The following is a 12,538-nucleotide window of genomic DNA, read 5'->3' as shown; positions in this document are numbered from 1 at the left end:
TCTATGGTGATCGTGACAGGGGGCGGGACCGGCGGCCACCTCTACCCGGGGCTGGCGGTAGCCCGGGCTCTTCGGGATTGCGGCCAGGCTGTGGCCTATGTGGGGGCCTACGGGGGCCTGGAGGAGCGGGTCCTGCCCAGTAGCGGCCTGCCCTACCGCCTTATTCCCGCCGGCAAGCTCAGCCGCGACGCCCTGCGCCCGGCCGAAGGGTTCAGGGTGCTACGGGGGCTGGGCGCGGCCCGGCAGGTGCTCCGCCAGCTCAGGCCCAGGGCGGTGCTCAGCATGGGTGGGTACGCCGGGTTTCCGCTGGCCTGGATGGCCGCTTTGGAGGGGGTTCCCCTGGTCATTCACGAGCAGAATGCCCGGCTGGGGCTGGCCAACCGGGTCCTGGCCCAACTGGCCCGGCGGGTGGCCCTGGCCACCCCCCTGGCCCTGCCCCCCCATCTGGCGGCCAAAAGCCAGGTGGTGGGCTACCCGGTGCGGGAGGAGCGCTATTCGCCCGAGGAGGCCCGCCTGCGGCTGGGGCTGGACCCCCACCGGCCCACCCTTCTGGTGCTGGGGGGCAGCCAGGGGAGCCTCGAGCTCAACCGGGAGCTGCCCGAGCGGCTTTACCCGCTGCTCTCCCACTGGCAGGTGCTGCACCAGTGCGGGCTGCGCTGGGAGGCCGAGATGAAGCCCAGGGAAAAACCCCACTACCACATCCGGGGCTACGTGGAGGGGCCCCTGGCCTGGAGCGCCGCCGACCTGGCCATCACCCGGGGGGGTGCGGGCACCCTGGCCGAGGCCGCCTACCACCGGGTACCGGTGCTGGGGGTGCCCCTGCCGCGGCACCTGGACGGGGGGGCCCAGTGGGCCAACGTGGGCTTCTACGCCGAGCGGGGCGCAGCCCGGCGGCTGGCCTCCTGGGGGGATTTTGAAAGGGAGCTTAATGCTTTGCTCGAGCCCTCCACCCGTGAGCAAATCCGCGCTAGACTTGAGGGGTTGTCCCCTGCCGGGGCTGCCCGGCGGTTGGTCCAGGTCTTGTTGGAGGTGATGTGAAGCACTATCACCTGATGGGCATCGGGGGTATCGGAATGAGCGGCCTGGCCCGCCTGCTGCGCAAGGATGGCCATCTCGTGAGCGGCTGCGACCGTCATCTCTCCGAGGTAACCCGGGCCCTGGAACGGGAGGGCATCCGGGTCTACCAGGGCCACAGCCCCGACCATCTGAAGGGTGTGGACGTGCTGGTGGCCTCCACCGCCATCGCCGAAAGCGAGCCCGAGCTGGCCGCCGCCCGCAGCCTGGGCCTTCCGGTCTGGCGGCGCATCCAGCTGGTGGCCGAGCTCCTCAAGGGGGGCCACAGCCTGGGGGTAACGGGCTCCCACGGCAAGACCAGCACCACCGCCATGCTCTCCAGCATCTTCCTGGCAGCCCATACCGACCCCACCGTGCTCCTGGGGGCGGAGTACAAACCCCTGGGGGGCAGCGTCCGGGCCGGTCGGGGGGCCTACCGGATTGCCGAGGTGGACGAGTCCGACCCCCTGTTCGGCCTCCTAGAGCTCGATGTGGCGGTGATCACCAACCTCGAGGCCGACCATGTGGCCCCCGATGGCCGGCCCCGCCCCAACTACTACCCCTCCTTTGCGGCCCTGCAGGAGACCATGCGGGCCTTTGCCCGCCGGGCCCGGCACGTGGTCTACCCCAGCGACCCCCGCTGGCGGATACTGGAAGAGCTGACCCAAGGCTGCCCCCGCAGCCGCTTTGGGCTGCTGGAGGGGGATTGCCACACCGAGGGGCTCGAGCTGGAGCCCTTCGGCAGCCGCTTCAGCCTGGTCTGGCGGGGGGAGACCCTGGGGCCCATAACGCTCCAGGTGCCCGGCGAGCACAACGTGGCCAACGCCCTGGCCGCCGCCACGGCAGCGCTGGTGGCGGGGCTCCCCTTCACCGCGGTCCAGCAGGGGCTGGCCGGCTACACCGGGGCCGCGCGCCGGTTCGAGCGGGTGGGCGAGCTCAACGGGGCCTTGGTGGTGGATGACTACGCCCACAACGCCACCAAGCTCCTGGCCCTGCTCAAGGCCGCACGCCGCACCGGGCTCAGGGTGCGGGCGGTCTTCCAGCCCCACCGCTACGGTCGCAGCGAACAGGAGTGGCCCCTCTACGCCCAGGCCCTGGCGCTGGCCGACGAGGCCATCGTGCTCGACGTGTACAGCGCCGAAGAACATCCCTTGCACCTCAGCGCTGCCCAAATCGCCCAGCGCATCGTGGAGCAGCTCAAAGCCAAAGGCCACACCGCCAGCCACTTAGGCTGGGAGGAGGCCCTAGCCTACCTGCGCCAGAGCGCCGCCCCAGGCGAGCTCATCCTGACCATTGGGGCTGGAAACATCTCCCGGCTGGGCCGGCTTTTGGTGGGACAGAAGGAGGCGGTATGAGGGTCGAGCACCTGCCTTTGGCCCGGCTCACCACCCTGGGGGTGGGCGGTATGGCCGAGGTCTGGACGGTGGAGAACCTGGAAGACCTGAAAAAGGCCACCCAGGCCCCCTACAGGGTGCTGGGAAACGGCTCCAACCTGCTGGTCTCGGACAAAGGGGTGCGCGAGCGGGTAATCCGGCTTTCGGGCGAGTTTGCCGCCTGGAGTCCCGACCTTTCGGGCTGGGTGGGGGCCGGGGCCCTGCTGCCCAGCCTGCTCCAGGCCGCAGCCCGGCTGGGCCTCAGCGGGCTGGAAGGGCTCTATGGGATTCCGGCCCAGGTGGGGGGTGCGGTGCGGATGAACGCGGGCACCCGCTTCGGCGAGATGAAAGACGCTCTGGAAGCGGTGGAGGTCTTCCACGATGGGGCCCTGCACCTCTACCAGCCCCACGAGCTGGGCTTTGGCTACCGGCGCTCGGCCCTGCCGCCCGGGGGCATCGTCACGCGGGTGCGCTTCCGCCTGAGCCCTACCTCCCCCGAGGCGGTGCAGGCCCGGATGGCCCTGGTAGACGGGGCCCGCAAGGGCCAGCCCAAGAGGAAAAGCGCCGGCTGCGCCTTCAAAAACCCACCGGGCGACTCGGCCGGACGGCTCATAGACGCCATGGGCCTCAAGGGCACCCGGGTGGGCAGGGCCATGATCAGCCACGAGCACGGCAACTTCCTGGTCAACCTGGGAGGGGCCACGGCCGCCGAGCTATTCGCCCTGGTCAAGCGGGTACAGTCCGTGCTTCCGCTGGAGCTCGAGTGGGAGGTCTGGGGCGAGGTAGAGGCGCCGGAGGTGAGCGTATGAGGGCTGTCCGTCTGGTTCTCGCCTCCCTGCTGCTGGCCTCGCTTGGGGTGGCCTCCTGGGTGGCCCTGCCGGTCCAGGCGGTGGAGGTGGTGGGCCACCGCCACCTCTCCCCCAGCTACGTGCAGGAGGTCACCGGCCTCAAGCCGGGCTCCCCCTGGCTGTGGGCCTGGCCCCACCGCCTGAAGCCCCTCCTGCAAAACCCCTGGGTTAGGGAAGCGCGGCTCGAGCGCCCCGCTTGGGGCCAGTTGCGCATCGTGCTGGAAGAGCGCACGCCCATCGCCAGCCTGGTTCAAAACAGCCGGCGCTACGGCCTTAGCGCCGATGGGGTACTCCTCCCCGGGGCCCCGCCCCGGACCCCCCAGATTCGGGGGCTGGGCGAGGCCCCGCTGGCCGAGCTCGTCCGCCTGGTGGAGCTTTTCCCGAAGGCCCAGGAGATCCGCTACGGCGTGGGGGGTTACCAGGTCAGGCTGGAGGGCCTTTGGGTCTGGGGCCAAAGTGTCAGGGAGTTGCAAGGTTGGGCCGAACTGCGCAGAATAGGCCCAAGTGCCTCCGGCAATCCTTTGGGTGCAGAACGCGTCTACGTGTATTCTTGGGGGGTGAGTGCTCGCCGATGATTCTCGTAGGCTTGGATGTTGGAACCACCAAGGTGACCGCCGTCATCGGTGAACTCTCGCCGGATGGCATCCTGGACATCATCGGCGAGGGCACCGTGCCTTCCCAGGGGCTCAGGCGAGGGGTGGTGACGAACCTCGAGCGCACCACCGAGTCGATCCGCCAGGCCGTCTTCCAGGCCGAACGGGTGGCCGGGGTCAAGGTCGAGCGGGTCTGGGTGGGGGTGGCCGGAGCCCACGTGCGCAGCGTCACCAGCCATGGCCTGGCCGCCATCCGCCGGGGTCAGCAAATTACCGCTGCCGACGTGGAGCGGGCCATCGAGCAGGCCAAAGCCTACCCCTTCGAGGGCGACTTCGAGCTCATCCACGCCCTGCCCCTCGACTTTCGGGTAGACGGCCAGGAGGGCATCCGCGACCCCATCGGCATGGCTGGGGTGCGGCTGGAGGTGGACGTGCACCTGGTGGCAGGGGCCAAGGGCCCCCTCACCAACCTGCGCAAGGCGGTGGAGGACGCGGGGCTCGAGGTCGAGGGCCTGGTCCTTCAGGCCTACGCCTCGGGGCTGGCGGTGCTCTCCCCCGAAGAGCTCTCCATGACCGTGATGCTGGTGGACATCGGCGGGGGAACCACCGACGTAGCGGTCTTCCGTCACGGCCGGCTGGCCCACTCGGCCGTGCTCCCCCTGGGGGGCGACCACGTCTCCCAGGACATCGCTAAACTCCTGCAAATCCCGGTGGAAGAGGCCGAACGGGTAGCCAAGAAGTACGGCGCCGCCCTGCCTGAGCTGGCCGACCCCGAGCTGGTGCTGGAGGTAAGCCAGGAGGGCGCCACCCAGGTCTCCTACCAGGCCCCCGAGCTGGCCCGCATCATCCGGCCTCGCCTGCGCGAAATCCTGCACCTGGCGCGCCAAAGCGTGGACGAGGCCCTGGGACCCCTGGAAATCATCGTGGGCAAGGTTGTTCTCACCGGAGGGGCCAGCATGGTAAGAGGGCTGGAGGAGCTGGCCCGCAAGCAGTTCAACCTGCCGGTCCGCCTGGGCAGGCCCCTAGGGGTGCAGGGGCTGACCGATGTGGTGGCAGCCCCCACCCACGCCACCGCGGTGGGGCTGGTGCGGCACGCCGCCAACCTGGCCCTTCAAGCCCCCCCCAAGGGGCACCGCTCTTTGCGCAAATCTTCCTCGAGCAAGCCCGCCGATGGCGGCGGCAACACAGCCAGCGGGCTATGGGAACGCATCAAGGGCATGTTCAAGAATTTCTTCTAGGGAGCTTATATGGGCGAGGTGCAGATCAAGGTCATCGGGCTGGGCGGTGCTGGCAACAACGCGGTCAACCGCATGATTGAGTCCGGGCTTACCGGGGTGGAGTTCATCGCCGCCAATACCGACGCACAGGTGCTGGCCACCAGCCTGGCCGAGGTGCGCATCCAGCTCGGCGAAAAGCTCACCCGGGGGCTTGGCGCGGGCGCCAACCCCGAGATTGGCGAGAAAGCTGCAGAGGAGGCAGAGGAGCTCATCGGCGAGTACCTGGAGGGCGCAGACATGGTCTTCATCACCGCGGGGATGGGCGGTGGGACCGGGACCGGCAGCGCCCCCATCGTGGCCCGCATCGCCCGGGGCCTGGGGGCCCTTACCGTGGGGGTGGTCACCCGCCCCTTTAGCTGGGAAGGCCCCCGCCGGATGCGGGCTGCGGAGGAGGGCATCAAGCGCCTGCGCGAGCAGGTGGACGCCATGGTGGTGATTTCCAACGACCGCCTGCTCTCCGCTCTGGACAAAAAGGTCTCCGCCAAAGATGCCTTCATGATCGCTGACCGGGTGCTCTACCACGGGGTGAAGGGCATCACCGACGTCATCAACCTGCCCGGTCAGATCAACCTGGACTTCGCCGACGTGCGCACCCTGCTCAAGGACGCGGGCCAGGTGCTGATGGGCATTGGGGCAGGTCGGGGCGAGAACAAGGTGGAGGAGGCCGCCCAGTCCGCCATCCAGAGCCCCCTGCTGGAGCGCTCGATCGACGGGGCCCGCAAGCTCCTCGTCAACGTGGTAGGGGACGAGGACATCTCGCTTCTGGAAGCCTCCTCCGTAGTGGAGCGCATCCGCGAGGCCACCGGGATGGAGGATGTGGACGTGCTCTACGGCCTCACCTACGACAACCGGGCCCAGGACGAGATGCGGGTCATCCTGATCGCCGCTGGCTTCAACGAGAGCGCGGTGGTGGCCAAACCGGGAGGTCGCCCCCTGCTGGACTTCCCCACCAACAACGTGGACCTGAGCAACTTCGAAATTCCTGCCTTCATCCGCTACGGCGATGGGGACTACCCCCCCAAGCGGGGCAACTAGCCGCCTCATGGTTGTACTCGGCGTCGACCCCGGCATTACCAACCTGGGGCTGGGGGTCGTGGAGCAGGTGGGGAAGAGGGCCCAGATGCTCCACGCCGAGGTGGTGCAGACCCGACCCGATGAACCCCCCCCTCAGCGGGTGGGGCGGCTTTACCAGAGGGTCTACCAGGTAGCCGCCACCTACCGGCCCAGCGCCATCGCAGTGGAAGAGCAGTTCTTCTACCGGCAAAACGAGCTGGCCTACAAGGTGGGCTGGGCCATGGGGGTGGTCTTGCTGGTGGCCGACCAGATGGGCATCCCCGTATACGGCTACGGCCCGCCCCAGGTCAAGCAGGCCCTGGTGGGCACCGGCCGGGCCGAAAAGGCGCAGGTGGCCTATATGGTGCGGGTCCTCCTGGGCCTCAAGACCCTGCCCCAGCCCTCCCACCTGGCCGACGCGCTGGCCATCGCCTTGGCGCACTGCTTCCATCACTCTGGGGCAAATAAACCGCTGAGCTAAAAAAGCCCGTGTAGAATCAGTGCGGCTATGCGCAGGACGTGGATCACCAGCGTTTTCGTTTTGCTAAGCAGTCTCTCGATGGCCCAAGGCGTGCGCAGCCTGGGCATGGGAGGTCTGGTGCTACCTGGCCCAGGGGCCGCCTATCTCAACCCCGCCTATGCCGCTTACCCAGCGGGCACCTATGGCTCGGACACGGGGTTTCAGCTCCCTATAGGCTTGCTGGGGATTCTGCTAAGGCAGGATAGCAACCCCATCCCCATCCTTCGCAACCCCCAAAGCCTCTCCGACCCCAACAACCCCTTCGACTTCCTGAGCTTCTACGACCAGCTTAGCCATCTCGACAGCTTCCTCTTCAACCCTGCCTCCTCCACAGCCTTCACCAACCCCAACACCGGCTACCCCGAGATCCAGATCAGCATAGCGGCCGGGCGCGTCCAGGTGACCGACTATCAGGGCCGGCCGCTCAACCTGGACCTGGGGTTTGGCACCCCCCGGGGGCTGGCTTCGAGCAAGGCCCTCACCCCTGCTCCCCTCCTTCGCCTGCCGCTGGTGCAGGAGGGGGGGCTTTTCGTGGAGCTGGGCTACTATGCAGGGGGCTTCGGCCTGAGCCTGAACCCCAACAGCGCCCTGCGCCAGGCCCTGGCTGGCGACCCGCTCCAGCCCAACACCGAGTACAGCGTGGTGCTGAACGGCAGCGCCCAAACTGGGCTAAGCCTGGGCTTCGGCTACGCCACCCGTCTGCCCGGGGTGCCCCTGCCCCAGGGGGGCCAGGTGCAGCTTTACGTGGGCGGCCGGGGCGAGGGGTTTTACGGTCTTGCCTACGCCGAAAGCGACCTGAGCGTGGGGGTGCGGACCGATGCCCAGGGCCAGATCGACCCCAACCAGCCCCCCATCTACCGCGGCAGCCTCTTCTACGCCCACCCTGGGGGCGGGAGCGGCTTTGGGCTGCGGGCCGACCTAGGGGTGGTGGCCGAGGTGCAGGGGGTGACGGTGGGCCTGGGCGTGCGCAACGCCCTGGGATACGCCCGCTGGAGCGGAACCGAGCTGCGCTTTAGCGGCAACGCCAACTTCACCTCGAGCCCAGCAGAACGAAGCAGCTTCGGGTTCGTACCCGCCTTTTTCCTCAACGCCGCCACCAAGCTGGACCTGGAGACGGGCAGCCTTATCGTGGGGGGCGACCTAGGCTACGACACCGCCCTATACGGCCACCTGGGTGGAGAGTATAGCCTGGGTCCGGGCCGCTTCCGCGCCGGGCTTGGCTTCGACAATGGCCTGCGCTTGGGCCTGGGCGCAGGCCTCGTGGGCCCGGGCTTCAGCGTGGATGCTGCCCTCACCACCCATCGGGCCCCCATCGTGGGCCACACCGTCTATGGCCTTGCTTTGAGCCTGGGCTTTAACTTCTAAAGGAGAGGACCCATGCGCAAGCTGCTCTTCCTGCCCCTGCTGCTGCTGGCGGCCTGCAGCGCCGCCACCCGCTACAACGTCAACGTGGATGTGCTGAGCTTTGTACCACAGAATCAGCGGACCCTTTCCATTCCCAGCGGGAGCTTCACCGGTTTTGCTCCCGGGAGCAACTTTGAGGGCCAGGCCGTATCGGTTCCTGTGGCCCTGGACATCGTGGAACGGGGCCGGATTCTGCTCCAGGCCAGCGTGACCAACACCGGGGCCACGCCCATGACCGGCAGCGTAGAGCTGCGGCTGGCCCCTGCGAGCGACACCAATCTGGTGGACAACAACGGGGGGGATATAGGGCTGGGAAACACCAACGTTAACATTCCCCCTGGCCAGACCCAAACCCTGGTCATAGACCTCACCCTGAGCTCTAGCCAAAACCAGAACGCCTTCAACATCGTCAAGACCGGCAACTTCCGGGTGGGCGTGCGGGCCGGCTTCAACAGCAACGGGGGCAACCTGGTGCTGAACGAGGCCAGAATCATCCTGACCGGCCGGCCCTTCGCCTTCTTGCGCTAAACTTGGGGTGTGGAAGCAGGCGTCAAGACCCGCAAGGCGTCCAAAACAGCGCCCCGCACCCCCCCTATGTACAAGGTGCTACTTTTGAACGACGACTACACCCCCATGGATTTCGTGGTGGAGGTGCTGATGCGCTACTTCCGCAAAAGCGAGCCAGAAGCGGTCCGCATCATGCTCCAGGTGCACCACGCCGGGGTGGGGGTAGCCGGGGTGTACCCTTTTGAGATTGCCGAGACCAAAGTCCAGCAGGTAGTGCAGGCCGCAAGGCGCGAGGGGCACCCTTTGCAGTGCACCCTCGAGCCCGAATGAGGCTGCCTTCGCAGTATCCACAGTGCCGGGCGTACAAACAGCCCCTCCAAGCCAGGATAGATTGGGGCGATGTACGCAGCACCCCACGCCCAATACTGGTACCGGGTGGCCTTCTGGCTTGCCGTTTTGACTGTGGTCTACAACCTGCTGGAAGGCCTGGTCTCGGTGGGGTTTGGACTCGCCGATGAGTCGCTCACCCTGTTCGGCTTCGGCCTCGACAGCTTCGTGGAGATGGTCTCGGGGCTGGGCATCCTGGCCATGGTGGTGCGCATCTGGCGCCACCCCACCGCTCCCACCAGCCGTTTCGAGAAGACCGCTTTGCGCATTACCGGCAGCGGGTTCTATGCCCTGGTGGGAATCCTGGGCGCCATGGGCGTTTACAACCTGGCCACCGGCCACCGGCCCGAAACCACCCTGGCCGGGGTGGTCATTGCCCTTATCTCCATCTCGCTCATGTGGCTCCTCATCCACTACAAGACCAAGGCCGGCCTGGCCCTGGGCTCGGAGGCCATCCTGGCCGATGCCAAGTGCGCGCGGGTCTGCATGTATATGTCGGGTTTACTGCTGGCCTCGAGCCTCATCTACGCGGTGAGTGGCATCTGGTTCGTGGATAGCCTGGGGGCTTTGGGCCTGGCCTACCTCTCCTACACCGAGGGCAGGGAGGCCTTTGCCAAAGCCAACGGCGTGACCTGCCACTGCCACGCCGGGTAGGTTTCCGCACACTCCCCCAGCCCCTCCTGCTACACTCGAGGTGCGGATGGAGACGCCCCTCACCCCAAGCCTGGAAAAGTCCATTCGGCGGGCGCTGGAGCTGGCCCTTTCAAACGAGCACGAATACGCAGGGCTGGAACACCTGCTTTTGGCCCTGCTGGATGACCCCGATGCCAAGCGGGTTCTCCTGAGCGTGGGGGTGGACCTCGCCCACCTGCGGATGATGCTGGAGGAGTCGCTGCGCCAGTTCGAGCGCATCCCCGGGGCCCGGCCCGAACCCACCACCGCCTTCCAGCGGGTCATCCAGCGGGCGGTGCTGCAGATGCGCTCGGCCGGACGCGACCAGGCCAACGGGGCCAACGTGCTGGTGGCCCTGATGGACGAGCGGCAATCGGCCGCCTGCGCCCTGCTGGAGGAGATGGGCGTGAGCCGGCTCGACCTGACCGCGGCCATCGCCCGAGGAGCCCTGCCCCGGGGCACCCGGGAGCCCGCCCCGCCGGTGCAGGTGGGTGAGGAGGAAGCGCAGGTGGCGCAGAACCCCCTCGAGGCCTACTGCACCAACCTGACCGAACGGGCCCGCCAGGGGCAGCTCGACCCCCTAATTGGGCGCGAGGCCGAGCTGGTGCGCATCCTCACCATTCTTTCTCGCCGCCAGAAAAACAACCCCCTCCTGGTGGGCGACCCCGGGGTGGGCAAGACCGCCATCGTGGAGGGGCTGGCCCAGCTCATCGTAGCTGGGGGTAGCCCCAGGCTGCCCCTGCCCGAGCGGCTCCAGGGGGCCGAGGTCTTCGCCTTGGACATGGGCAGCCTGCTGGCCGGCACCCGCTACCGGGGGGACTTTGAGGAACGGGTCAAGGCGGTGATGAAGGCCCTGGAGGAGCACCCCAACGCCATCCTCTTCATCGACGAGATTCACACCATCGTGGGGGCCGGGTCCACCACCGGCTCGGTGGTGGACGCCAGCAACCTGCTAAAACCTGCCCTCACCGGAAGGCTTCGCTGCATCGGGGCCACCACTTTTGCTGAGTACAAGCACTTTGAAAAAGACCGGGCCATCGCCCGCCGCTTCCAGAAGATCGACATCCTAGAGCCCTCCCCTGCCGAGGCGGTGAAGATTCTAGAAGGCCTTCGGCCCCGGCTCGAGGCCCATCACCGCCTCACCTACACCCGCGCTGCGCTCGAGCGGGCGGTGGAGCTCTCGGCCCGTCACCTCACCGACCGCCGGCTGCCCGACTCGGCCCTGGACGTGCTGGACGAGGCCGGGGCAGCCCAGGCCCTTCTGCCCCCCGCTAGGCGCAAAAGCCGCATCGGCGCGGCCGAGGTGGAGGCCACCGTGGCCCGCATGGCCCGCATCCCCCCCAAAAACCTGAGCCGCAGCGACGAGACGGTGCTGGCCAACCTGGAAAAGGAACTCAAGGCGGTTGTATTCGGGCAAGACCGGGCAGTAGAGGAGGTAGCGAGCGCCATCAAGCTGGCCCGGGCCGGTCTGCGCGACCCCCAGAAGCCCATCGGCTGCTACCTGTTCGCCGGGCCCACCGGGGTGGGCAAGACCGAGCTGGCCCGGCAGCTCGCGGCCTCGCTGGGGGTGCCCCTGCTGCGCTTCGACATGTCGGAGTACATGGAGAAGCACTCGGTCTCGCGGCTCATCGGGGCCCCGCCGGGCTATGTGGGCTTTGACCAAGGTGGCCTGCTCACCGATGCGGTGCTGCAAAACCCCCATGCGGTGCTGCTGCTAGACGAGATAGAAAAGGCCCACCCCGACCTCTTCGCCATTCTGCTCCAGGTGATGGACTACGGGCGGCTCACCGACCACAACGGCCGGAGCGTGGACTTCCGCAGCGTGGTGCTCATCATGACCACCAACGCCGGGGCCGCCGAGGCCAGCGAACGGCGGGTGGGCTTTATGGGCGGTACCCGCGAGGAGGCCAGCGAAGAGGCCCTGCGGCGCACCTTCACCCCCGAGTTCCGCAACCGCCTGGACGCCATCGTGCGCTTCAACCCTCTATCCCCAGCAATCATGACCCAGATTGTGCACAAGTTCCTGCGCCAGCTCGAGGCCCAGCTCAAAGAGCGCAGGGTCCGCCTCGAGGCCACCCCCGAGGCGGTGGCCTGGCTGGCCGAGAAGGGCTACGACCCCCTGATGGGGGCCCGCCCGCTGGCCCGGCTCATCCAGGAAACCCTCAAGAAACCGCTGGCCGACCTGCTCCTCTTCGGCCCCCTCAAGCAGGGCGGAACCCTGCGGGTGGTGCGCCAGGGGGAGGGGGTGGGGCTCGAGGTGGTTCAGCCGTAGCCCCGCCGGTTTTCCAGAGCCCGGGCCAGGGTCACCTCGTCGGCGTACTCCAGGCTGCCCCCCACCGGCAACCCGTAGGCCAGCCGGGTGGAGCGCACCCCATGGGCGGCCAGCCGCTCGGCCAGGTAGGCCGCGGTGGCCTCGCCCTCCACGGTCATCCCGGTGGCCAGGATTACCTCCCGCACCCCTTCCAACCGCTCAAAGAGCTTTTCCAAAAAAAGCTGCTCCGGGCCCACCCCTTCCAGGGGGTTGAGCGCCCCCCCGAGGACGTGGTAAAGGCCGCTGTACTCCCCGCTGCGCTCGATGGCCATCAGGTCGGCAACGCTCTCCACCACGCAAATCACCCCCCGGTCCCGCTCGGCATCGGCGCAAACAGGGCAAAGGGCCTCCTCGGCCAGGTTGCCACATAGCGGACAGGGGCGAAGGACCTCGGCCGCCTCCAGGCTGCCCTGAAGGGCCAGGCGCGCCTCGGGGTGCTGAACCAGATAAAGCCCCAGCTTCTGGGCCGTCTTGGGACCGATGCCCGGCAAGGTCGCCAGGGCCCGCACCAGCCTGAGGAGCTTTTCCGGGTAGCGCATG

General features: G+C 67.9%; 13 protein-coding genes. 12 read left to right on the top strand and 1 reads right to left on the bottom strand.

Annotated features, from left to right (window positions below):
• Nucleotides 1-3: 3 nt before the first annotated feature.
• The 12 genes from DV704_RS01615 to clpA all read left to right on the top strand — a co-directional run bounded on the left by DV704_RS01615 (nucleotide 4) and on the right by clpA (nucleotide 11,959).
• Nucleotides 4-1,038, top strand: a complete 1,035-nt coding sequence (locus DV704_RS01615; protein WP_114797800.1) for a glycosyltransferase — start codon at nucleotides 4-6, stop codon at nucleotides 1,036-1,038.
• The gene (murC, locus tag DV704_RS01610) at nucleotides 1,035-2,408 is read left to right on the top strand and encodes a UDP-N-acetylmuramate--L-alanine ligase (protein ID WP_114797799.1); all 1,374 of its coding nucleotides are present in this window, start codon (nucleotides 1,035-1,037) and stop codon (nucleotides 2,406-2,408) included. Before DV704_RS01615 ends, murC begins: the two co-directional genes overlap by 4 nt.
• Nucleotides 2,405-3,235, top strand: coding sequence for a UDP-N-acetylmuramate dehydrogenase (locus DV704_RS01605; protein WP_114797798.1), 831 nt, complete (start codon nucleotides 2,405-2,407; stop codon nucleotides 3,233-3,235). The genes murC and DV704_RS01605 overlap by 4 nt, the downstream gene beginning before the upstream one ends.
• Nucleotides 3,232-3,849: a cell division protein FtsQ/DivIB gene (locus tag DV704_RS01600; RefSeq protein ID WP_114797797.1), complete on the top strand. Its 618-nt coding sequence runs from the start codon at nucleotides 3,232-3,234 to the stop codon at nucleotides 3,847-3,849. Before DV704_RS01605 ends, DV704_RS01600 begins: the two co-directional genes overlap by 4 nt.
• Nucleotides 3,846-5,105: a cell division protein FtsA gene (gene ftsA, locus DV704_RS01595; protein WP_114797796.1), complete on the top strand. Its 1,260-nt coding sequence runs from the start codon at nucleotides 3,846-3,848 to the stop codon at nucleotides 5,103-5,105. Before DV704_RS01600 ends, ftsA begins: the two co-directional genes overlap by 4 nt.
• Before the next feature lie 9 nt (nucleotides 5,106-5,114).
• Nucleotides 5,115-6,179 (top strand): cell division protein FtsZ, encoded by a 1,065-nt coding sequence (gene ftsZ / locus DV704_RS01590; protein ID WP_114797795.1) that lies wholly within the window; start codon nucleotides 5,115-5,117, stop codon nucleotides 6,177-6,179.
• 7 nt (nucleotides 6,180-6,186) lie between these two features.
• Nucleotides 6,187-6,678 (top strand): crossover junction endodeoxyribonuclease RuvC, encoded by a 492-nt coding sequence (gene ruvC / locus DV704_RS01585; RefSeq protein ID WP_114797794.1) that lies wholly within the window; start codon nucleotides 6,187-6,189, stop codon nucleotides 6,676-6,678.
• A gap of 27 nt (nucleotides 6,679-6,705) precedes the next feature.
• Entirely contained in the window at nucleotides 6,706-8,082 is a 1,377-nt protein-coding gene (locus DV704_RS01580; RefSeq protein WP_114797793.1) for a TetR family transcriptional regulator, read from the top strand.
• 12 nt (nucleotides 8,083-8,094) lie between these two features.
• A complete protein-coding gene (locus DV704_RS01575) occupies nucleotides 8,095-8,649 on the top strand; it encodes a hypothetical protein (RefSeq protein ID WP_114797792.1) in 555 nt (184 codons plus the stop codon).
• Nucleotides 8,650-8,658: 9 nt separating this feature from the next.
• Entirely contained in the window at nucleotides 8,659-8,958 is a 300-nt protein-coding gene (clpS, locus tag DV704_RS01570) for an ATP-dependent Clp protease adapter ClpS (protein ID WP_233498197.1), read from the top strand.
• A gap of 69 nt (nucleotides 8,959-9,027) precedes the next feature.
• Nucleotides 9,028-9,669 carry a hypothetical protein gene (locus DV704_RS01565; protein ID WP_114797791.1) on the top strand — a complete coding sequence of 214 codons (642 nt, stop codon included), beginning with the start codon at nucleotides 9,028-9,030 and terminating at the stop codon, nucleotides 9,667-9,669.
• Between the two features lie 46 nt (nucleotides 9,670-9,715).
• A complete protein-coding gene (clpA, locus tag DV704_RS01560; RefSeq protein WP_114797790.1) occupies nucleotides 9,716-11,959 on the top strand; it encodes an ATP-dependent Clp protease ATP-binding subunit ClpA in 2,244 nt (747 codons plus the stop codon).
• Here the strand turns inward: clpA and recR are convergent.
• Nucleotides 11,950-12,537, bottom strand: a complete 588-nt coding sequence (recR, locus tag DV704_RS01555; RefSeq protein ID WP_114797789.1) for a recombination mediator RecR — start codon at nucleotides 12,535-12,537, stop codon at nucleotides 11,950-11,952. The genes clpA and recR overlap by 10 nt on opposite strands.
• Nucleotide 12,538: the final 1 nt, after the last annotated feature.

The organism is Meiothermus sp. QL-1 (assembly GCF_003351145.1).
Lineage (GTDB): Bacteria > Deinococcota > Deinococci > Deinococcales > Thermaceae > Meiothermus.
The sequence above is the reverse complement of the archived record's forward strand: the minus strand, read 5'-3'. Positions and strand labels throughout refer to the sequence as shown.

What these genes read in the sequence shown, in the direction of transcription:
- DV704_RS01615 (WP_114797800.1), top strand. Translation starts at nt 4, where the DNA reads ATGGTGATCGTGACAGGGGGCGGGACCGGCGGCCACCTCTACCCGGGG.
- DV704_RS01605 (WP_114797798.1), top strand. Translation starts at nt 2,405, where the DNA reads ATGAGGGTCGAGCACCTGCCTTTGGCCCGGCTCACCACCCTGGGGGTG.
- DV704_RS01600 (WP_114797797.1), top strand. Translation starts at nt 3,232, where the DNA reads ATGAGGGCTGTCCGTCTGGTTCTCGCCTCCCTGCTGCTGGCCTCGCTT.
- ftsA (WP_114797796.1), top strand. Translation starts at nt 3,846, where the DNA reads ATGATTCTCGTAGGCTTGGATGTTGGAACCACCAAGGTGACCGCCGTC.
- ftsZ (WP_114797795.1), top strand. Translation starts at nt 5,115, where the DNA reads ATGGGCGAGGTGCAGATCAAGGTCATCGGGCTGGGCGGTGCTGGCAAC.
- ruvC (WP_114797794.1), top strand. Translation starts at nt 6,187, where the DNA reads ATGGTTGTACTCGGCGTCGACCCCGGCATTACCAACCTGGGGCTGGGG.
- DV704_RS01580 (WP_114797793.1), top strand. Translation starts at nt 6,706, where the DNA reads ATGCGCAGGACGTGGATCACCAGCGTTTTCGTTTTGCTAAGCAGTCTC.
- DV704_RS01575 (WP_114797792.1), top strand. Translation starts at nt 8,095, where the DNA reads ATGCGCAAGCTGCTCTTCCTGCCCCTGCTGCTGCTGGCGGCCTGCAGC.
- DV704_RS01565 (WP_114797791.1), top strand. Translation starts at nt 9,028, where the DNA reads ATGTACGCAGCACCCCACGCCCAATACTGGTACCGGGTGGCCTTCTGG.
- clpA (WP_114797790.1), top strand. Translation starts at nt 9,716, where the DNA reads ATGGAGACGCCCCTCACCCCAAGCCTGGAAAAGTCCATTCGGCGGGCG.
- recR (WP_114797789.1), bottom strand. Translation starts at nt 12,537, where the DNA reads ATGCGCTACCCGGAAAAGCTCCTCAGGCTGGTGCGGGCCCTGGCGACC.